Genomic DNA, 19,262 nt, shown 5'->3' with positions numbered 1-19,262 from the left:
GGATTATACAAATCATGTAGGAGCGAGCTTGCTCGCGATGGCGTCTTCAGGCCTTGCGCAAATCGTTGGACAATCCTGCCGTTGAAGCCTCCAGCAGTTTAAACTGCGCCTTTGCGACGCTATTTGTCGCATTGCCGTAAACCCGCGTAAAACCGGGGTTGGCGCTATAAGAAGTTGTCGCTTGGCGACAAGGTCGGGCAGAAAACTGTCCTTACAATCCCCCCATCGCTCGCCAGTTTCAGGCAGGCGTTCCTCTTCAGGAGACTCCGATGTCCGTTGAGCAAGCTCCGGTGCAACGCGCCGATTTCGATCAGGTCATGGTTCCCAACTATGCGCCTGCGGCTTTCATTCCTGTGCGTGGCGCGGGGTCCCGAGTCTGGGATCAGTCGGGCCGAGAGCTGATCGACTTTGCCGGCGGGATCGCGGTCAACGTACTGGGCCATGCCCACCCGGCGCTGGTCGCCGCGCTGACCGAACAGGCCGGCAAGCTGTGGCATGTCTCCAACGTGTTCACCAACGAGCCGGCCCTGCGCCTGGCCCACAAGCTGGTCGACGCCACCTTTGCCGAGCGCGCGTTCTTCTGCAACTCCGGCGCGGAAGCCAACGAAGCTGCTTTCAAGCTGGCCCGGCGTGTCGCGTTCGACCGTTTCGGCGCGGAAAAATACGAAATCATCGCGGCCCTCAACAGCTTCCACGGCCGCACCCTGTTCACCGTGAACGTGGGCGGCCAGTCGAAGTACTCCGACGGTTTCGGTCCTAAAATCACCGGCATCACCCACGTTCCCTATAACGATCTGGCCGCGCTGAAAGCGGCGATTTCGGACAAGACTTGCGCGGTGGTGCTGGAGCCGGTCCAGGGTGAGGGCGGCGTGATGCCGGCCGAGCTGGCGTACCTGCGAGGTGCCCGTGAGCTGTGCGATGCGCACAACGCACTGCTGGTGTTCGACGAAGTGCAGACCGGCATGGGCCGCAGCGGCGTGCTGTTCACCTACATGCATTACGGCGTGACCCCGGACATCCTGACCAGCGCCAAGAGCCTGGGCGGCGGTTTCCCGATCGCCGCGATGCTCACCACCGAAGCGCTGGCCAAGCACCTGGTGGTCGGTACCCACGGCACCACCTATGGCGGCAACCCGCTGGCCTGTGCGGTGGGCGGCGCGGTGATGGATGTGATCAATACGCCGCAAGTGCTGGACGGCGTGAAAGCCAAGCACGCGGTCTTCAAGGCCCGCCTGCTGCAGATCGGCGAGAAGTACGGGCTGTTCGGCGAAGTGCGCGGTCTCGGCCTGCTGCTCGGCTGCGTGCTCAGCGAGGCCTGGAAAGGCAAGGCCAAGGACGTGTTCAACGCTGCAGAAAAAGAAAACCTGATGATCCTGCAGGCCGGTCCGGACGTGGTGCGTTTCGCCCCGAGCCTGGTGGTCGAAGACGCGGACATCGAGGAAGGCCTGCAGCGTTTCGAGCGCGCGGTGGCCAAGCTGACCCAAGCCTGATTCGGGCTGCGTTACTCCTCGGCGCTTATCTTCAGGGCAAGCGTCGAGCCTAATTTTCGGTGCCGGGCTGTCCCGGCATTTTTTTCCCTGAGTCGGCCTCCTGGCCGGCCTGTTTCGAGTAAGGAGTGACACCATGCTGGTGATGCGCCCCGCGCAAATGGCTGATCTGGGCGAGGTACAGCGTCTGGCCGCGGACAGCCCGATTGGTGTCACTTCCTTGCCGGATGACGTGGAACGCCTGAGCGACAAGATCGCCGCAAGCGAGGCCTCGTTCGCCGCCGAAGTGAGCTTCAACGGCGAGGAGAGCTACTTCTTCGTTCTCGAGGACACCGAAGCCGGCAAGCTGGTCGGTTGCTCGGCCATCGTCGCTTCGGCCGGTTACTCGGAGCCGTTCTACAGTTTTCGTAACGAAACCTTCGTGCACGCTTCCCGCGAGCTGAAGATTCACAACAAGATCCATGTGCTTTCCCAGTGCCACGACCTGACCGGCAACAGCCTGCTGACCAGTTTCTATGTGGTGCCCGAACTGGTGGGCTCGCCGTGGTCCGAACTCAACTCCCGCGGTCGGCTGTTGTTCGTCGCCAGCCATCCGGAGCGTTTCGCCGATTCTGTGGTCACCGAGATCGTCGGCTACAGCGACGAGAACGGCGACTCGCCGTTCTGGGATGCCATCGGGCGCAACTTCTTCGACCTCAACTACGCCGCCGCCGAGCGTCTGTGCGGGCTGAAAAGCCGCACCTTCCTCGCCGAGCTGATGCCGCATTACCCGATCTATGTGCCGCTGCTGCCGGATGCCGCGCAGGAAGCCATGGGCCAGGTCCATCCGCGGGCGCAGATCACCTTCGACATCCTGATGCGCGAAGGCTTCGAGACCGATCATTACATCGACATCTTCGACGGTGGCCCGACCCTGCATGCGCGCGTTTCGGGGATCCGCTCGATCGCCCAGAGCCGCGTGGTGCCGGTGAAGATCGGCGAGCTCGCCAAGGGCGGCGGACGCCAGTACCTGGTGGCCAACGCGCAATTGCAGGATTACCGCGCGGTGTTGCTGGAGCTGGATTACGCGCCCGGCAAACCGGTGACCCTGGATCTGCAAGCGGCCGAAGCCCTGGGCGTCGGCGAAGGCGCCAGCGTGCGCCTGGTGGCGGTTTAACCGGAAGAATCCTGGAAAGCAGCGAGTTTCGCGGGGGCCGTCAGCGGCGCCCGTCTGAGGAGATAGCATGATCGTTCGTCCCGTACGCAGCAGCGACTTACCCGCTCTGATCGACTTGGCCCGCAGCACCGGCACCGGCCTCACCACTTTGCCAGCCAACGAGGAGCGCCTGACCCACCGCGTGGGCTGGGCGGAAAAGACCTTTCGCGGCGAAGCCGAGCGGGGCGATGCGGACTACCTGTTCGTGCTCGAGGACGACAACGGCCGCGTAGTCGGGATTTCCGCGATTGCCGGCGCGGTCGGCCTGCGCGAGCCCTGGTACAACTTCCGTGTCGGCCTGACCGTCAGCGCCTCCCAGGAGCTGAACATCTATCGGGAAATTCCGACGCTGTTCCTGGCCAATGACCTGACCGGCAATTCCGAGCTGTGCTCGTTGTTCCTGCACGCCGATTACCGCACCGGGCTCAACGGTCGCATGCTGGCCAAGGCACGCATGCTGTTCATCGCCGAATTCCCGCAGCTGTTCGGCAACAAGATCATCGCCGAGATGCGCGGCATGTCCGACGACGCCGGGCGTTCGCCGTTCTGGGAAAGCCTGGGCCGGCACTTCTTCAAGATGGAGTTCAGCCAGGCCGACTACCTGACCGGCGTGGGCAACAAGGCGTTCATCGCTGAACTGATGCCGAAGTTCCCGCTGTACACCTGCTTCCTCTCCGAGGATGCGCGCAACGTGATCGGCAAGGTGCACACCGATACCGAGCCGGCGCTGGCGATGCTCAAGGGCGAAGGTTTCAGCTACCAGGGTTACGTCGATATCTTCGATGCCGGCCCGGCGGTGGAATGTGAAACCGCGAAGATCCGCGCGGTGCGCGACAGCCAGGCGCTGGTGCTGGCCATCGGCACGCCGGGCGACGATGCCACGCCATTCCTGATTCACAACCGCAAGCGCGAGGACTGCCGGATCACCGCCGCGCCTGCGCGTTTTGCGTCGGGCACCCTGGTGGTCGATGCGTTGACCGCCAAACGCCTGCAACTCAATGCGGGCGACCAGGTTCGCGCCGTTGCTCTGTCTGCTTCCCGGGAGTCGAAATAATGAGCACGCTTTACATCGCAGGCCAATGGCTGCCAGGCCAGGGCGAAGCCTTTGAGTCCTTGAATCCGGTAACCCAGCAGGTGCTGTGGTCGGGCAATGGAGCCACCGCGGCCCAGGTCGAAAGCGCTGTGCGGGCCGCGCGCCAGGCCTTCCCGGACTGGGCCAGGCGCTCGCTGGACGAACGTATCGCTGTGCTGGAAGCCTTCGCCGCCAGCCTGAAAAACCATGCCGACGAACTGGCCCGCTGCATCGGCGAGGAAACCGGCAAGCCGCTGTGGGAAGCCGCGACCGAAGTCACCAGTATGGTCAACAAGATCGCGATCTCGGTGCAGAGCTACCGCGAGCGTACCGGCGAGAAGAGCGGCCCACTGGGCGATGCCACCGCGGTCCTGCGGCACAAGCCCCACGGCGTGGTGGCGGTATTCGGCCCTTACAACTTCCCAGGCCATTTGCCGAACGGGCACATCGTGCCGGCGCTGCTGGCGGGCAACAGCGTGCTGTTTAAGCCCAGCGAGCTGACCCCGAAAGTCGCCGAGCTGACCGTCAAGTGCTGGATCGAAGCCGGCCTGCCAGCGGGTGTGCTGAACCTGCTGCAAGGCGCGCGGGAAACCGGCGTCGCCCTGGCGGCCAACCCCGGGATCGACGGTCTGTTCTTCACCGGTTCCAGTCGTACCGGCAATCATCTGCACCAGCAGTTCGCTGGCCGTCCGGACAAGATCCTCGCGCTGGAGATGGGCGGCAACAACCCGCTGGTGGTGGATCAGGTCGCGGATCTGGACGCGGCGGTCTACACCGTCATTCAGTCGGCTTTCATTTCCGCCGGCCAGCGCTGCACTTGCGCCCGTCGTCTGCTGGTACCGCAAGGCGCCTGGGGCGACCGGTTGCTGGAGCGCCTGGTGGCGGTCAGTTCGACCCTCGAGGTCGGGGCGTTCGACCAGCAACCGGCACCGTTCATGGGCTCGGTGATTTCCCTGGGTGCCGCGCGGGCGCTGATGCAGGCCCAGGAAAACCTGTTGGCCAACGGCGCCGTGGCGCTGCTGGAAATGACCCAGCCGCAGGCACAGGCAGCGCTTTTGACCCCGGGCATTCTCGACGTCACCGCGGTGGCCGAGCGCCCTGACGAAGAACTGTTCGGACCTTTGCTGCAAGTGATTCGCTACGTCGATTTCGAGGCGGCGATCGCTGAAGCCAACGACACCCAGTACGGACTGGCCGCGGGGCTGCTGTCGGATTCCGAGGCGCGTTATCAGCAGTTCTGGCTGGAAAGCCGGGCCGGCATCGTCAACTGGAACAAGCAGTTGACCGGCGCCGCGAGCAGCGCGCCGTTCGGTGGCGTGGGTGCCTCGGGCAACCATCGCGCCAGTGCCTATTACGCGGCGGATTACTGCGCGTATCCGGTGGCGTCGCTGGAGGCCGCGAGCCTGACCCTGCCGAGCGCGCTGACGCCGGGCGTGAAGCTGTCGTAAGCCTGATCGCGAGCCGGCTCGCTCCTACAAGGACTGTATTGAACCTGTAGGAGCGAGCTGGCTCGCGATGACCGCGCAGCGGTCTACCTGAATTTATAACAACAGATTTTCGTGGAGCCTCGCTGATGAAATCCTATGAAGTCAATTTCGACGGTCTAGTGGGGCCTACCCATAACTACGGCGGCCTGTCCTACGGCAACGTCGCGTCCCAGAGCAACAGCCAGCAGTCGTCCAATCCCAAGGAAGCGGCGCTGCAGGGCCTGGCGAAAATGAAAGCGCTGATGGAAATGGGTTTCCAGCAAGGTGTGCTGGCGCCACAGGAGCGCCCGGACGTGGCGGCCCTCCGTCGGCTGGGGTTCGCCGGTAGCGACGCCCAGGTGATCGAGCGTGCCGCCAAGGACGCGATGCCGCTGCTGGTCGCCAGTTGCTCGGCGTCGAGCATGTGGGTGGCCAACGCCGCCACGGTCAGCCCGAGCGCCGACACGAGTGACGGCCGTGTGCATTTCACCGCCGCCAACCTGAACTGCAAATATCACCGCAGCATCGAACACCCGACCACCAGCCGCGTACTGGGGGCGATGTTCGCCGACCAGAAACACTTCGCCCATCACGCCGCATTGCCGGCGGTGGCGCAGTTCGGCGACGAGGGCGCGGCCAACCACACGCGTTTCTGCCACGACTACGGCCAGGCCGGCGTCGAGTTTTTCGTGTTCGGGCGCAGCGCCTTCGATACCCGCTACCCGGCCCCGCAGAAATACCCGGCGCGCCAGACCCTGGAAGCTTCCCAGGCTGTCGCTCGCCTGCACGGGTTGAGCGACGACGGCGTGGTGTATGCCCAGCAGAACCCGTCGGTGATCGACCAGGGCGTGTTCCACAATGACGTGATCGCGGTGGGTAACGGCGAGGCGCTGTTCTATCACGAGGACGCGTTCCTCGAGACCGACAAGATGCTGGTCGAACTGCAAGCCAAGCTGGCCAAGCGCGGTGGTAACTTCCAGGCGATCTGCGTGCCGCGCTCGCAGGTCACGGTAGAAGACGCGGTGCGCTCCTACCTGTTCAACAGCCAGCTGCTGTCCCGTGCCGATGGCTCGATGCTGTTGATCGTGCCGGAAGAGTGCCGCGGCAACGAGCGCGTCTGGCAGTACCTGCAAGGCCTGACCAGCTCCGGCGGCCTGATCCGCGAAGTGAAGGTTTTCGACCTCAAGCAGAGCATGCAGAACGGCGGTGGCCCGGCGTGCCTGCGGCTACGGGTCGCGCTCAACCAGACCGAGCTGGCGGCGGTCAATCCAGGGGTTATCATGACCGCGCCGTTGTACGACACGCTGACCCAATGGGTCGACAAGCACTACCGCGACCGCCTGAGCGAAAACGACCTGGCGGACCCGCAATTGCTGCTTGAGTGCCGGACGGCACTGGATGAACTGACGCAAATCCTTAAACTGGGCGCGGTTTATCCATTCCAGATCAATTGAAAGCCCGCGCCTGACTCAGCCGATTCGGGCGCGCCGCTTTATCTCCAGATGAGAGCGTAATAAATGAGCGATACCCTGCAGCTGATCCTTGAAGACACCGACGGTACTCAACTGGAAACTTCCTGCACTCGCGTTGCCGTGATGTGGCAAGGCAAGGAGCTGTGGATTCAGCAGGACGGCCGTGGCCAACTGCTGATCGGCGTGGACGTCGAGGAGGGCGACGAAGAGTACGCCAGCCTGCTGCTGCGCCCATTGGCGACTAATCTGGTAAGTCTGCAACTGGAAATGGAACCGGCCGACGCCGGTGACGACGATCACGTGCACGGCCCCGACTGCCAGCACGACCACTAAGGAATACCGTTCTATGCTCGCCCTCGGCAAACTGCTTGAACTGACCCTCGCCGGTCGCGAACCGGCGGAGAAGACTCAACTGACTGTCGACGGCGTGCGGATGCGCTGGCTAAGCGAAGGCGCGCTGGAAGTCCGGCCGCCCCAGGCGCGCGACAACGGCATGGACCTGCTGTTGTCGGCCGGCATCCACGGCAACGAGACGGCTCCGATCGAGTTGCTCGACCGTCTGTTGCATGATGTTGCCCGCGGCGACCTCAAGCCGTGCGCGCGCATTCTGTTCCTGTTCGGCAACCCCGAGGCCATGCGCCGCGGCGAGCGTTTCATCGAGCAGGACATCAACCGGTTGTTCAACGGCCGCCACGAACAAAGCAGCGGCCACGAAGCCCTGCGCGCCTGCGAGCTGGAGCGCCTGGCGGCGAGCTTCTTCAGCTTGCCGGAACGTACCCGCCTGCACTACGACCTGCACACGGCGATCCGCGGCTCGAAGATCGAGCAGTTCGCCCTGTATCCGTGGAAGGAAGGTCGCCAGCACTCGCGTCGGGAACTGGCGCGTCTGCGGGCAGCGGGCATGGAGGCGGTGCTGTTGCAGAACAAGCCGTCCATCGTGTTCAGCTCCTACACCTACGACAAGCTGGGCGCCGAGTCTTTCACCCTCGAGCTGGGCAAGGCCCGGCCGTTCGGGCAGAACCAGGGGGTGAATGTCGAGCGCCTGGAAGCCCGCCTGAAGCAGATCATCGAGGGGCGCGAGCCGCCGACGGCGCAAGAGGCGCTGGACGGTTTGCAGCTGTTCAGCGTCGCCCGCGAAATCATCAAGCACAGCGATACCTTCCACCTGCACCTGCCGGCGGACATCGAGAATTTTTCCGAACTGGAAGTGGGTTATCTGCTGGCCGACGACATCGCCCAGACCCGCTGGATAGTCGAGGAAGAGGGCGCGCGGATCATTTTTCCCAACCCCAAGGTGAAGAACGGCTTGCGGGCCGGGATCCTGATCGTGCCGGCCACGGCCGAGCATCTGGCCTGATCGCGAGCAAGCTTGCTCCTACAGGTTTAAACGATCCCCTGTAGGAGCGAGCTTGCTCGCGATGGCATTTTAACGCCTGGCGCTTAAACCGCGACGCGCTGCTCGGGCCGGCGCAGGGCGCGGGTTTTGTGCAGGGTGTCGGCACAGGTCTTCGCCGCTTCCTGGCCCTTGTGCACGAAATGCTCGAAGAAGAACTTCTGGTGTTCTTCACCGGCGTGGAAGTGGTGCGGGGTCAAGACCACCGAGAAGACCGGCACTTCGGTTTCCAGCTGGACCTGCATCAGGCCGCTGATCACCGATTGGGCGACGAACTCGTGGCGGTAGATGCCGCCGTCCACGACCAGGCCCGCGGCGACGATGCCAGCATAGCGGCCGGACTTGGCCAGCAGCTTGGCGTGCAGGGGAATTTCAAAGGCGCCGCCGACTTCGAAGAAGTCGATATCGCTTTCCTGGTAACCCTGAGCGAGCATTTCGCTGACGAAACCCTTGCGGCTCTGGTCGACGATTTCCTTGTGCCAGCAGGCCTGGATAAACGCCACGCGTTCGCCGTGATGCTGTTTGCTTTTGCTATCGATTGCGGTGGGTTGCATCTGTTCTGACTCCTGTTTGTGTGAAAAACAGGGCGTTATGAATCGAAAGGGATTTGAGGGTACGTACAGGCCGGCCGCACGAATCTATTCGTACAGATACCTGCGGACGGCCCTTTGGCGCCAATCCCGTTCTCTCTTCATCCGGACTATGACCGTCGGCCCCGGGATCACACCGGGTCTGCTGACCTTGCCGCCATTCGCCGCCGAAGCGGTGCCTGTCGCCAAGCGCTCGCGGGCTATGCGCATTGCGCGCAATTACCGCCGGTGGGGAATTACACCCCGCCCTGAGAACGTTGCCACCGGGCTTTGCGGCGGCGGTGAGTTTGTAACACATATTTTTCGGCGACGCATTGCGGCTTTTGGATGATAAATATCGGTTATTCCTATTCATCGGCAGGCTTTTCCCAGGCCGGCCTTGATAAATCGCGGTCGCGCCCGTAGTAATTCGGTTCGAAAGGAATTCTCTTAATTCGCAGCGACGTTCGCGTCCCTTTGCCGAGGCCTGATCCATGAGCGTTATCGATCTTCGTAGTGACACCGTTACCCAACCCACGGCGGACATGCTGGAGGCAATGGCCACAGCGGCCACGGGCGATGATGTCTATGGCGAGGATCCGACGGTCAACCTGCTGGAAAGCCAACTGGCGCAACGCCTTGGTTTCGCCGAGGCGCTATTCGTGCCGACAGGGACTATGAGCAACTTGCTGGGCTTGATGGCCCACTGCGGGCGGGGCGACGAATACATCGTCGGCCAGCAGGCGCATACCTATAAGTACGAAGGTGGCGGGGCGGCGGTGCTGGGCTCGATCCAGCCGCAGCCGCTGGAGGTCCAGGCCGACGGTTCACTGGACCTGGAGCAGGTGGCCGCGGCCATCAAGCCGGACGATTTCCACTTTGCCCGGACCCGCCTGTTGGCGTTGGAAAACACTATGCAGGGCAAAGTCCTGCCCTTGGCGTACCTGGCCCAGGCGCGAGCCTTTACCCGCGAGCATGGCCTGGCCCTGCATCTGGACGGTGCGCGCCTGTACAACGCGGCGGTCAAGCTGGGCGTCGATGCGCGGCAGATTACCCAGCACTTCGATTCGGTTTCGGTGTGCTTGTCCAAAGGTCTGGGCGCCCCGGTGGGGTCGGTGCTGTGCGGTTCGGCGGAGCTGATCGGCAACGCCCGGCGCCTGCGCAAGATGGTCGGCGGCGGCATGCGCCAAGCCGGGATCCTGGCCGCCGCGGGCCTCTATGCGCTGGATCATCACGTAACTCGCTTGGCCGACGATCACGCCAATGCGCTGTTGCTGGCGCAGGGGCTGCGCGAAGCAGGGTATGAGGTCGAGCCGGTGCAGACCAATATGGTCTACGTTGCGATAGGTGGCCGGGCACAGGCGTTAAAGGACTTTGCCGAAGGCCGCGGGATCAGGCTGAGCGCCGCTTCGCGGCTACGGATGGTCACCCATATGGACGTCAGTGGTGCGCAAATCGAGCAGGTCGTCGGGACTTTTAGCGATTTTTCCCGCAACTGACAGGGTTAGCGGTCCAATTGACCGTCTCTATCGTATAAACACGCTGTACCCCAAGCTCAGGGCCGATATAATGCGGCCCTTTGCCGTCGTTTCGTCTGATGACGTTCGCACAGGCCTTTGGCCGCAGTCTCCGTGGAAGAACCTAATGAAAAGCGCAGAAATCCGTGAAGCCTTCCTTCGCTTCTTCGAAGAGCAAGGCCACACCCGTGTAGCCTCCAGCTCTTTGATTCCGGGCAACGACCCAACCCTGCTGTTCACCAACGCGGGGATGAACCAGTTCAAGGACTGCTTCCTGGGCCAGGAAAAGCGCGCCTATACCCGCGCCGTAAGCAGCCAGAAATGCGTACGCGCCGGCGGCAAGCACAACGACCTGGAAAACGTCGGTTACACCGCCCGTCACCACACCTTCTTTGAAATGCTGGGCAACTTCAGTTTCGGCGACTATTTCAAGCGTGACGCCATCACCTTCGCCTGGACGTTCCTGACCTCCGACAAGTGGCTGAACCTGCCGAAAGAAAAACTCTGGGTTACCGTCTACGCCAGCGATGACGAGGCCTACGATATCTGGACCAAGGAAGTCGGCGTTCCGGCCGAGCGCATGGTGCGCATCGGTGACAATAAAGGCGCGCCATACGCCTCCGACAACTTCTGGACCATGGGCGATACCGGCCCTTGCGGCCCTTGCACCGAGATCTTCTACGATCACGGCGCCGACATCTGGGGCGGCCCGCCGGGTTCGCCGGAAGAAGACGGCGACCGTTACATCGAGATCTGGAATAACGTCTTCATGCAGTTCAACCGCACCGCCGACGGCGTGTTGCACCCGCTACCGGCACCATCGGTGGACACCGGCATGGGCCTGGAGCGGATCAGCGCGGTGCTGCAGCACGTTCACTCCAACTATGAAATCGACCTGTTCCAGAGCCTGCTGAACGCAGCGGCCAAGGCCATTGGCTGCACCAACGACGCTCAGGCTTCGTTGAAGGTGGTGGCCGACCACATTCGTTCCTGCGGTTTCCTGGTCGCCGATGGCGTGCTGCCTTCCAACGAAGGCCGCGGTTATGTGCTGCGCCGGATCATTCGCCGCGCTTGCCGCCATGGCAACAAGCTGGGCGCCAAGGGCAGCTTCTTCTATCTGATCGTGGCCGCCCTGGTCGCCGAGATGGGCGAAGCCTTCCCTGAGCTGAAATCCCAGCAGGCGCATATCGAGCGCGTGCTGAAAGCCGAAGAAGAGCAATTCGCCAAGACCCTGGAGCAGGGCCTGAAGATCCTCGAGCAGGACTTGGCCGAGCTCAAAGGCACCGTGGTGCCGGGCGACGTGGTGTTCAAGCTGTACGACACCTACGGTTTTCCGATGGACCTGACCGGCGACATCGCCCGCGAGCGCAGCCTGACCCTCGACGAGGAAGGCTTCGAGCGCGAGATGGAAGCGCAACGCGTACGTGCCCGCTCCGCCAGCTCCTTCGGCATGGACTACAACAGCCTGGTCAAGGTCGATGTGGCTACCGAATTCACCGGTTATCACGCCACCAGCGGTTCGGCCAAGGTGGTTGCCCTTTATAAAGAAGGGCAATCGGTCGACGTGCTGAGCGAAGGCGAGGAAGGTGTGGTCGTTCTCGACCAGACGCCTTTCTACGCGGAGTCGGGCGGCCAGGTCGGCGACTGCGGTTACCTGCAAGCGGGCAATGCGCGCTTCGACGTGCGCGACACCACCAAGACCGGCGGTGCGTTCCTGCATCATGGCGTATTGGCCAGCGGTAGCCTGACCGTCGGCGCTCCGGTGCAAACCCAGGTGGCAGCCGAAGTGCGCCACGCCACCTCGTTGAACCACTCGGCCACGCACTTGCTGCACGCCGCGCTGCGCCAGGTGCTGGGCGAGCATGTGCAGCAGAAAGGCTCGCTGGTCGACAGCCAGCGCCTGCGTTTCGACTTCAGCCATTTCGAAGCGATCAAGCCTGAGCAGATCAAGGCCCTGGAAGACATCGTCAACGCCGAAATCCGCAAGAACACCGCGGTGGAAACCGAAGAAACCGATATCGACACCGCCAAGAAGAAAGGCGCCATGGCGCTGTTCGGCGAGAAGTACGGCGACAGCGTGCGGGTGCTGAGCATGGGCGGCGATTTCTCCGTCGAGCTGTGTGGCGGTATCCATGCCAATCGCACCGGCGATATCGGTCTGCTGAAAATCATCAGCGAAGGCGGCGTTGCCTCGGGCGTGCGTCGTATCGAGGCGGTGACCGGTGCTGCGGCACTGGCTTACCTGAACGCTGCGGAAGAGCAACTCAAGGAAGCGGCGAACCTGGTCAGGGGCAGCCGTGACAACCTGATCGACAAGCTGTCGGCCGTGCTGGAGCGCAATCGTCAGTTGGAGAAGCAGCTCGAGCAGCTGCAGGCCAAGGCGGCCAGTGCCGCGGGCGACGACCTGTCGGCCCAGGCGCTGGATGTCAAAGGCGCGAAAGTGCTGGCGGCGCGCCTGGAAGGGCAGGACGGCAAGGCGCTGTTGGCGCTGGTCGATCAGTTGAAAAACAAACTCGGTCGCGCAGTGATCCTGCTCGGCAGTGTCCATGAGGAAAAGGTCGTATTGGTTGCAGGCGTAACCAAAGACCTGACTGGCCAACTCAAAGCCGGTGATTTGATGAAGCAAGCCGCTGCGGCGGTAGGCGGGAAGGGCGGTGGTCGTCCGGATATGGCGCAAGGCGGCGGTGTCGATGCTGCTGCGCTGGATACCGCGCTGGCCCTGGCCGTTCCGTTTGTCGAGCAGGGTATTTAAGGTTCCAGGCCGAGCCCGTCGTCTAGTGGCGGGCTTTGGAACTGCGCAGTTTGATTGATTAATGGGCGCCCCTTTACGGGCTGAGGCGGCTTAGAAATGGCTTTGATCGTACAGAAATTTGGAGGCACCTCGGTCGGTTCTGTCGAAAGAATCGAGCAGGTCGCCGACAAGGTGAAAAAATTCCGCGAGTCCGGTGACGACCTGGTGGTTGTACTGTCGGCCATGAGCGGCGAAACCAACCGTCTGATCGACCTTGCCAAGCAAATCAGCGGCGACGGTCAACCGGTTCCTCGCGAACTGGATGTGATCGTTTCCACCGGTGAACAGGTGACGATCGCACTGCTGGCCATGGCGCTGATCAAGCGCGGGGTGCCGGCGGTGTCCTACACCGGTAACCAGGTGCGGATTCTGACCGATAGCGCGCACAATAAAGCGCGCATCTTGCAGATCGACGATCAGAAGATTCGCGGCGACCTGAAGGCTGGTCGCGTGGTTGTGGTCGCCGGTTTCCAGGGCGTGGACGAGCACGGCAACATCACCACCCTAGGGCGTGGCGGTTCGGACACCACCGGCGTGGCACTGGCGGCAGCCCTGAAGGCTGACGAATGCCAGATCTACACCGATGTGGACGGCGTCTACACCACCGATCCGCGCGTGGTGTCCGTGGCCCAGCGGCTGGACAAGATCACCTTCGAAGAAATGCTGGAAATGGCCAGCCTGGGTTCCAAGGTGCTGCAGATCCGTGCGGTTGAGTTCGCCGGCAAGTACAACGTTCCGCTGCGCGTACTGCACAGCTTCAAGGAGGGTCCGGGTACCCTCATTACTATCGATGAAGAGGAATCCATGGAACAGCCGATCATTTCCGGCATCGCTTTCAACCGCGATGAAGCCAAGCTGACCATCCGTGGCGTGCCAGACACTCCCGGCGTGGCCTTCAAGATTCTCGGCCCGATCAGCGCCGGGAACATCGAAGTCGACATGATTGTGCAGAACGTTGCGCACGATAACACCACCGACTTCACCTTCACCGTGCACCGCAACGATTACCTGGCAGCCCAGCAAGTGCTGGAAAACACTGCTCGTGAAATCGGTGCCCGGGAAGTGGTGGGCGACACCAAGATTGCCAAGGTCTCGATCGTTGGTGTCGGCATGCGCTCCCATGCAGGCGTTGCCAGCCGCATGTTCGAGGCCCTGGCCAAAGAAAGCATCAATATCCAGATGATCTCGACCTCTGAAATCAAGGTTTCCGTAGTGATCGAAGAGAAGTACCTGGAACTGGCTGTGCGCGCTCTGCACACGGCTTTCGAACTGGACGCTCCGGCCCGACAAGGCGAGTGACGCGTTGCCCGCAGGGCGCGGTTTACCGCGCCCTTCGTTTTTTTGATCGGCGTGACAGAAAACTGTTCTTTTGCTCGCGCTAGTCAATACTTAGGCGTGTAGGGCTACGGCCGTCCTGGTTGTAGGTCGATACCCTTTTTTTTGCAGACTGTTGTCCCTGAAATGAAATGCGTGAGGAGAAAGGTATGCTGATTCTGACTCGTCGGTGCGCAGAAAGCCTGATTATTGGTGATGGCGAAATCACCGTGACCGTGCTCGGCGTCAAAGGAAATCAAGTGCGTATCGGTGTCAACGCCCCTAAAGAGGTGGCGGTGCATCGTGAAGAAATTTACCTGCGGATAAAGAAAGAGAAGGACGAAGAACCAAGCCATTAATTTTTATCGTTTTTTTTGTTTGCAAACGGGGAGAAAGCTGGTTAATATACGCCCCGTGTTGCGGAGAGCTGGCCGAGTGGCCGAAGGCGCTCCCCTGCTAAGGGAGTACACCTCAAAAGGGTGTCGGGGGTTCGAATCCCCCGTTCTCCGCCATTATTTACTTAGTTCGTTGTAATCTGGCTTCTTCGGTAAGTTGTTGAAATTACTAGAAAAAGTGCTTTACAAAAAGATTTAACGGCCTATAATGCGCGGCAACAAATGCACTCGTAGCTCAGCTGGATAGAGTACTCGGCTACGAACCGAGCGGTCACAGGTTCGAATCCTGTCGAGTGCACCATTTAAGAGTTGTTTACAGTAATGTAAGTAACTTGGCTTCAGCCAGTTGTGGTCTGGTCTAAAAACACAAATTGCACTCGTAGCTCAGCTGGATAGAGTACTCGGCTACGAACCGAGCGGTCACAGGTTCGAATCCTGTCGAGTGCACCATATACCAAGAAGCCCGCATTCATTGCGGGCTTTTTGCTTTCTGTCTTTCAGGTTCCTCTCTTCTCGATCGCCCTCCATCTTTGAACGCCGCAGCTGCTGCGGCGTCTCAGTCTGTGTGCGCCTGTCTTTTTCGCGATTGCTTTCACACACTTGCGGTCATCGTGAGTCGGTAGTGGGGGAGTGCGTCGAACGTACTTTTTTCACCTGCTGTGTGTTTTCTTTTTCGGATGGCGCGTCGCAGCTTATAGATTTAGCGGTTGTTCAGCTTTGCGCCGCAAGCGCTTGTTCTTGCCATGATTTTTTAACGTTTAAAGCCGTCAAGCGGTGTATGATTGCGCCCGTCAGCCCCGCCGGGGCTTGTGGAATATCTCCATGGACTTACCCAGTAGTTACTCAGTATCCCGTTTTTACAATCATGAATTGACTGATTGATCCTTCCGGCGTGCTCCTCTGCTGGGAGTGGAGTTCGCCTATGACCGAAGTAGAAGTAAAGAAAACACAAGACAGCCTGCAGGACCGCCTCGCTCAAGTCGTCGAGTTGCTGCAGCGTCAACGGGTGGTCGAAGACCTGACCCATCGTCAGGAAGGTCACCACCAGGACCGGGTCGAGAACCTGGTTCATCGGCAAAATCTCGTCGAGCTGCAGCGCAAGCTCGATGATCTGCACTCCGCCGACGTCGCCTATATCCTTGAAGCCTTGCCGCTCGAAGAGCGCCTGACCGTCTGGCAGTTGGTCAAGGCTGAGCGCGACGGCGACATCCTGCTCGAAGTATCCGATTCCGTACGTGAAACCCTGATCGCCGACATGGACGATCATGAGCTCCTGGCCGCCGCCAAGGAGATGGACGCCGACGAACTTGCTGACCTGGCCCCCGAGCTGCCGCGAGACGTTGTCCATGAGTTGATGGAGGCGCTGGACGGACAACAGCGCGAGCGCGTTCGCTCCGCCTTGTCGTATGACGAGGAGCAGGTCGGCGCATTGATGGACTTCGAGATGGTGACGATCCGTGAGGATGTCAGTCTCGAAGTGGTTTTGCGTTATCTGCGTCGCCTCAAGGAATTGCCGGGCCATACCGACAAGCTGTTCGTCGTCGATTATGACGGCGTGCTCAAGGGCGTGCTGCCTATCAAGCGGCTTCTGGTGAATGACCCGGAAAAGCAGGTTGCGGAAGTCATGGCCAGTGATCCGGTCAGTTTTCATCCGGATGAAGACGCTTATGACGCGGCGCAGGCGTTCGAGCGTTATGACTTGATTTCGGCGCCGGTAGTCGACAAGAACGGCAAGTTGATCGGCCGTTTGACGATCGACGAAATGGTCGACTTGATCCGTGAAGAGAGCGAGACCGAAGTCCTTAATATGGCTGGTCTGCGTGAAGAGGAAGACATCTTCGCCTCGGTCTGGCGTTCCCTGCGCAACCGCTGGGCCTGGCTGGCAATCAACCTGATTACCGCATTTGTCGCTTCGCGAGTCATCGGCCTGTTTGAGGGCTCCATCGAAAAGCTGGTGGCCTTGGCGGCGCTGATGCCGATCGTGGCGGGTATTGGCGGCAATTCGGGTAACCAGACGATCACCATGATCGTTCGGGCCATGGCACTGGACCAGGTCAGTACCGGTAACACTTCTCGGTTGATGCGCAAGGAGCTGGCGGTCGCCTTGATCAACGGGCTGGTCTGGGGTGGAGTAATCGGCGTAGTCGCCTATTTGCTCTATGGCAGCTGGTCGTTGGGTGTGGTGATGACGGCGGCGATGACGCTCAATCTGTTGCTCGCGGCGCTGATGGGGGTTCTGATTCCGATGACGCTGGCGCGGCTGGGACGGGACCCGGCAATGGGGGCCAGCGTCATGATCACGGCCATGACTGACAGCGGCGGCTTTTTTATCTTCCTTGGGTTGGCCACCATCTTCCTGCTTTGATTCTGTCTGCAGCCCCTCTTATGGGGCTGTATCGCTTTCTCTCTATTCTTGCGATCCGGGCTCAGGTGCTTTTGTAGTACCGGGGTAGCAAATTTCGGGTAAAAAAAGCCAGCTCAAGGCTGGCTCCAGTTTTATCTGGTCGAATCAGGAGGCGTCTGCGGCCATTTCAGCGTCATGGGCGATCAGCGAAACGAGGGCGTTCTGCTGGCGGTGGGAAAGTTGACGGAAACGTTGAAGCAGTTCGCGTTCATGCAAAGACAGCTCAGGGCTGTCCAGGCGCATGCTTAGCTCTTCACCCAAGGCGCCTTCCTGAATAAGACTCTGTTCCAGGCGCGCGATGATTTCGGAGTTCATGCTGCGGTGATGATTGCGAGCCACCTCGGCAATGCGTTCACGCATCCCGTCGGGTAGACGTACGACGAACTTGTCAGCCGTACGGCTGGAATAAATTGCCTGTTTCAATGGGCGCATATATTTAACCGGTTAGTTCAGGGGAGCGGTTCTCGGAATTGGCCGCGGGATGTCAGTTAGGACAAGCGTTGCTGCCAAATGTTCAACCTGAATTGTTAAGAGGCCCGCATCATGCCTCAAAATTGCCAGATCCTTGGCGTCAATTCTGTGACAAATATTGAACTGGGTAAAGGCGTTATGCCAGCACCAATTATCAGAAATGCGGACTGGTTTGAAAAGATCGCCGGTCCGCCCGCTTGCCCGCGTCCAGTTGTCCGATAGCAGCCTTTGAGCGCTGCCAGGCGGACATATATGCGGTTCCGATCATGTTTCCTACCTTGTACAGAATAGTGGCAAATGGCCGATTTACTAGGCTGCGAAAACTACGGAGTGTCTGAATGCCAGGCAGACTGATTTATTTGATGGGCCCTTCCGGATCGGGCAAGGACAGTTTGATTGAGGCGGCGCGCCAGCCTTTGGCGCAGCTTGGCTGTGATGTGGTACGACGCGTGATTACTCGCTCCGCAGAGTCTGTTGGTGAAGATGCCTGTGGGGTCAGTGCTGAAGAGTTCGAGCGCATGGAGCGGCAGGGGGCGTTTGCCTTGTGTTGGCGGGCCAATAACCTGGTTTATGGTATTCCAGTGCAAATCGACGACTGGCTGGCCAGTGGACACAATGTCTTGGTCAATGGTTCCAGGGCTTATCTGGATCAGGCTCGTCAGCGCTATCCTGATCTGTTGGCGATTCTGCTGACGGTGGACGTCGACGTATTACGGCAACGGCTGATAGGGCGCGGTCGTGAAAGTCCTGCTCAGATCGAGGCACGGCTCAAGAGAAGTTCTCTTTTTTCCGCTGGCGATGGATCTGTACTGGGAGGGGCCGTGTTTCTTCTGGACAACTCGGCTGGGCTGTCCGTGACCTTGGAGGGTTTTCTGAGGCTCTTGAAGGCGCAAGGGATTAGCGCAACACCGGGTCGAACTTGATTTTGCGCCCAACGGCCAACGCCAGCAGGAACAAGCCGGAAAAAACACCGCAAGCGATCAAGGGGGCATCGCCCAAGGCTGCTTCTGTGGTAAAGCAACCCAGCAGCGCACTGAGTACAGCCAGAATGAGAAGGCCTTTGGCAAGTCGGGACATTAACAGGCTCCTGATGAGGTCATATTCAAAATACCCAGCTTTCGGGTCTGGGCGCGGCAGGTAACACAACGCCCTTGTCAGAGGTTGTCGGAGTGGCTACAGGGGAGTCGGTGTCGCTCATGACTGCCCATTGCGCGGTTTGACGTTGCATGTGCTGGGCCTTGTACTGAAAGCTTTGATCGACGCCGCGATCAGGCTGAAAGTGGAAACCCACCAGGATGGCAAGGGCGATAGCATTCGACAGAAGAAGGGCGCTATTCATGTGCTTGATCTCCACTGTTCTTTTGTAGAGTTCAAGCAGTGTGCATGCCAAGAGTTTAACGACTATTAAATCCTTTAAAAACAATGAATTAATAGAGTTTTTGAACGGTGGCTGATTGCATTTTGCAATGATGGCTTTTTGGGGTGATGCAATTTGCACGACGACCCAGGCAAATTGCCTGATGACCAAAAGAGCCACCCGCCAAAAAGCCCTACTCACAGCATGACAAAAGCGGGACTGGCCGTTAACATGCACGCCTTCCTGCACACCGCTGCAATCGGCACGGTGATCAATTTGTCCCAGTAGCTCAATTGGATAGAGCATCCCCCTCCTAAGGGGAAGGTTGGCAGTTCGAACCTGCCCTGGGACACCACACT

17 protein-coding genes, 4 tRNA genes and 1 riboswitch are annotated in these 19,262 nt (G+C 60.4%); of the genes, 17 read left to right on the top strand and 4 right to left on the bottom strand.

Annotated features, from left to right (window positions below; all coding sequences use genetic code 11):
• The first annotated feature begins 269 nt into the window (after positions 1 to 269).
• The 7 genes from BTN82_RS21955 to astE all read left to right on the top strand — a co-directional run bounded on the left by BTN82_RS21955 (position 270) and on the right by astE (position 8,049).
• Entirely contained in the window at positions 270 to 1,490 is a 1,221-nt protein-coding gene (locus tag BTN82_RS21955; protein WP_075121182.1) for an aspartate aminotransferase family protein, read from the top strand.
• A gap of 133 nt (positions 1,491 to 1,623) precedes the next feature.
• Entirely contained in the window at positions 1,624 to 2,643 is a 1,020-nt protein-coding gene (aruF, locus tag BTN82_RS21950) for an arginine/ornithine succinyltransferase subunit alpha (RefSeq protein WP_075121181.1), read from the top strand.
• A gap of 67 nt (positions 2,644 to 2,710) precedes the next feature.
• Positions 2,711 to 3,736 (top strand): arginine N-succinyltransferase, encoded by a 1,026-nt coding sequence (astA, locus tag BTN82_RS21945; protein WP_075121180.1) that lies wholly within the window; start codon positions 2,711 to 2,713, stop codon positions 3,734 to 3,736.
• The gene (gene astD / locus BTN82_RS21940) at positions 3,733 to 5,202 is read left to right on the top strand and encodes a succinylglutamate-semialdehyde dehydrogenase (RefSeq protein WP_186828435.1); all 1,470 of its coding nucleotides are present in this window, start codon (positions 3,733 to 3,735) and stop codon (positions 5,200 to 5,202) included. The genes astA and astD overlap by 4 nt, the downstream gene beginning before the upstream one ends.
• A 125-nt stretch (positions 5,203 to 5,327) precedes the next feature.
• Positions 5,328 to 6,674, top strand: coding sequence for an N-succinylarginine dihydrolase (gene astB, locus BTN82_RS21935; RefSeq protein WP_075121178.1), 1,347 nt, complete (start codon positions 5,328 to 5,330; stop codon positions 6,672 to 6,674).
• Positions 6,675 to 6,737: 63 nt separating this feature from the next.
• Positions 6,738 to 7,025 carry a topoisomerase II gene (locus BTN82_RS21930; RefSeq protein WP_075121177.1) on the top strand — a complete coding sequence of 96 codons (288 nt, stop codon included), beginning with the start codon at positions 6,738 to 6,740 and terminating at the stop codon, positions 7,023 to 7,025.
• Positions 7,026 to 7,038: 13 nt separating this feature from the next.
• Positions 7,039 to 8,049, top strand: a complete 1,011-nt coding sequence (gene astE / locus BTN82_RS21925; RefSeq protein ID WP_075121176.1) for a succinylglutamate desuccinylase — start codon at positions 7,039 to 7,041, stop codon at positions 8,047 to 8,049.
• A gap of 83 nt (positions 8,050 to 8,132) precedes the next feature.
• Here the strand turns inward: astE and BTN82_RS21920 are convergent, their stop codons facing one another.
• Positions 8,133 to 8,639 (bottom strand): 6,7-dimethyl-8-ribityllumazine synthase, encoded by a 507-nt coding sequence (locus BTN82_RS21920; RefSeq protein WP_007921563.1) that lies wholly within the window; start codon positions 8,637 to 8,639, stop codon positions 8,133 to 8,135.
• Between the two features lie 124 nt (positions 8,640 to 8,763).
• Positions 8,764 to 8,935: riboswitch (FMN riboswitch) on the bottom strand.
• Between the two features lie 213 nt (positions 8,936 to 9,148).
• Here BTN82_RS21920 and ltaE point away from each other — a divergent pair.
• From ltaE to mgtE, 8 genes are all read left to right on the top strand, one after another.
• Positions 9,149 to 10,153, top strand: a complete 1,005-nt coding sequence (gene ltaE, locus BTN82_RS21915; RefSeq protein ID WP_075121175.1) for a low-specificity L-threonine aldolase — start codon at positions 9,149 to 9,151, stop codon at positions 10,151 to 10,153.
• Positions 10,154 to 10,298: 145 nt separating this feature from the next.
• The gene (alaS, locus tag BTN82_RS21910) at positions 10,299 to 12,923 is read left to right on the top strand and encodes an alanine--tRNA ligase (RefSeq protein WP_075121174.1); all 2,625 of its coding nucleotides are present in this window, start codon (positions 10,299 to 10,301) and stop codon (positions 12,921 to 12,923) included.
• A gap of 96 nt (positions 12,924 to 13,019) precedes the next feature.
• Positions 13,020 to 14,261: an aspartate kinase gene (locus tag BTN82_RS21905; protein ID WP_075121173.1), complete on the top strand. Its 1,242-nt coding sequence runs from the start codon at positions 13,020 to 13,022 to the stop codon at positions 14,259 to 14,261.
• Between the two features lie 185 nt (positions 14,262 to 14,446).
• Positions 14,447 to 14,635: a carbon storage regulator CsrA gene (gene csrA, locus BTN82_RS21900; RefSeq protein ID WP_002554426.1), complete on the top strand. Its 189-nt coding sequence runs from the start codon at positions 14,447 to 14,449 to the stop codon at positions 14,633 to 14,635.
• Between the two features lie 62 nt (positions 14,636 to 14,697).
• Positions 14,698 to 14,788 (top strand) — tRNA-Ser (locus BTN82_RS21895).
• A 107-nt stretch (positions 14,789 to 14,895) separates the two neighbouring features.
• A tRNA-Arg gene (locus BTN82_RS21890) sits at positions 14,896 to 14,972 on the top strand.
• Positions 14,973 to 15,044: 72 nt separating this feature from the next.
• Positions 15,045 to 15,121, top strand: a tRNA-Arg gene (locus BTN82_RS21885).
• Between the two features lie 472 nt (positions 15,122 to 15,593).
• Positions 15,594 to 17,036: a magnesium transporter gene (gene mgtE, locus BTN82_RS21880; protein WP_075121172.1), complete on the top strand. Its 1,443-nt coding sequence runs from the start codon at positions 15,594 to 15,596 to the stop codon at positions 17,034 to 17,036.
• Between the two features lie 144 nt (positions 17,037 to 17,180).
• On the opposite strand, the gene BTN82_RS21875 is transcribed toward mgtE, so the two are convergent.
• Positions 17,181 to 17,507 carry an Arc family DNA-binding protein gene (locus BTN82_RS21875; protein ID WP_003178899.1) on the bottom strand — a complete coding sequence of 109 codons (327 nt, stop codon included), beginning with the start codon at positions 17,505 to 17,507 and terminating at the stop codon, positions 17,181 to 17,183.
• Positions 17,508 to 17,884: 377 nt separating this feature from the next.
• Here BTN82_RS21875 and phnN point away from each other — a divergent pair, with 377 nt between their 5' ends.
• Positions 17,885 to 18,469 carry a phosphonate metabolism protein/1,5-bisphosphokinase (PRPP-forming) PhnN gene (gene phnN, locus BTN82_RS21870; protein WP_075121171.1) on the top strand — a complete coding sequence of 195 codons (585 nt, stop codon included), beginning with the start codon at positions 17,885 to 17,887 and terminating at the stop codon, positions 18,467 to 18,469.
• Here the strand turns inward: phnN and BTN82_RS21865 are convergent.
• Positions 18,444 to 18,623, bottom strand: a complete 180-nt coding sequence (locus BTN82_RS21865) for a PA3371 family protein (protein ID WP_075121170.1) — start codon at positions 18,621 to 18,623, stop codon at positions 18,444 to 18,446. The two genes, phnN and BTN82_RS21865, sit on opposite strands and share 26 nt — an antisense overlap.
• Positions 18,624 to 18,648: 25 nt before the next feature.
• Complete coding sequence (locus tag BTN82_RS31630) at positions 18,649 to 19,209, bottom strand: hypothetical protein (protein WP_261793008.1); 561 nt, start codon at positions 19,207 to 19,209, stop codon at positions 18,649 to 18,651.
• On the opposite strand from BTN82_RS31630, the gene BTN82_RS21855 reads away from it, so the two are divergent.
• Positions 19,182 to 19,258: transfer RNA gene (locus BTN82_RS21855), tRNA-Arg, on the top strand. The two genes, BTN82_RS31630 and BTN82_RS21855, sit on opposite strands and share 28 nt — an antisense overlap.
• Positions 19,259 to 19,262: the final 4 nt, after the last annotated feature.

Origin of the sequence: Pseudomonas chlororaphis (genome assembly GCF_001921865.1) — a bacterium.
GTDB lineage: Bacteria > Pseudomonadota > Gammaproteobacteria > Pseudomonadales > Pseudomonadaceae > Aquipseudomonas > Aquipseudomonas chlororaphis_D.
This window is presented reverse-complemented; position numbering and strand designations above follow the sequence as displayed.

Bases quoted from the DNA above. Each gene is read 5' to 3' on its own strand.
- BTN82_RS21955 (WP_075121182.1), top strand. From the start codon at position 270: ATGTCCGTTGAGCAAGCTCCGGTGCAACGCGCCGATTTCGATCAGGTC.
- aruF (WP_075121181.1), top strand. From the start codon at position 1,624: ATGCTGGTGATGCGCCCCGCGCAAATGGCTGATCTGGGCGAGGTACAG.
- astA (WP_075121180.1), top strand. From the start codon at position 2,711: ATGATCGTTCGTCCCGTACGCAGCAGCGACTTACCCGCTCTGATCGAC.
- astB (WP_075121178.1), top strand. From the start codon at position 5,328: ATGAAATCCTATGAAGTCAATTTCGACGGTCTAGTGGGGCCTACCCAT.
- BTN82_RS21930 (WP_075121177.1), top strand. From the start codon at position 6,738: ATGAGCGATACCCTGCAGCTGATCCTTGAAGACACCGACGGTACTCAA.
- astE (WP_075121176.1), top strand. From the start codon at position 7,039: ATGCTCGCCCTCGGCAAACTGCTTGAACTGACCCTCGCCGGTCGCGAA.
- BTN82_RS21920 (WP_007921563.1), bottom strand. From the start codon at position 8,639: ATGCAACCCACCGCAATCGATAGCAAAAGCAAACAGCATCACGGCGAA.
- ltaE (WP_075121175.1), top strand. From the start codon at position 9,149: ATGAGCGTTATCGATCTTCGTAGTGACACCGTTACCCAACCCACGGCG.
- alaS (WP_075121174.1), top strand. From the start codon at position 10,299: ATGAAAAGCGCAGAAATCCGTGAAGCCTTCCTTCGCTTCTTCGAAGAG.
- BTN82_RS21905 (WP_075121173.1), top strand. From the start codon at position 13,020: ATGGCTTTGATCGTACAGAAATTTGGAGGCACCTCGGTCGGTTCTGTC.
- csrA (WP_002554426.1), top strand. From the start codon at position 14,447: ATGCTGATTCTGACTCGTCGGTGCGCAGAAAGCCTGATTATTGGTGAT.
- mgtE (WP_075121172.1), top strand. From the start codon at position 15,594: ATGACCGAAGTAGAAGTAAAGAAAACACAAGACAGCCTGCAGGACCGC.
- BTN82_RS21875 (WP_003178899.1), bottom strand. From the start codon at position 17,507: ATGCGCCCATTGAAACAGGCAATTTATTCCAGCCGTACGGCTGACAAG.
- phnN (WP_075121171.1), top strand. From the start codon at position 17,885: ATGCCAGGCAGACTGATTTATTTGATGGGCCCTTCCGGATCGGGCAAG.
- BTN82_RS21865 (WP_075121170.1), bottom strand. From the start codon at position 18,623: ATGTCCCGACTTGCCAAAGGCCTTCTCATTCTGGCTGTACTCAGTGCG.
- BTN82_RS31630 (WP_261793008.1), bottom strand. From the start codon at position 19,209: ATGCTCTATCCAATTGAGCTACTGGGACAAATTGATCACCGTGCCGAT.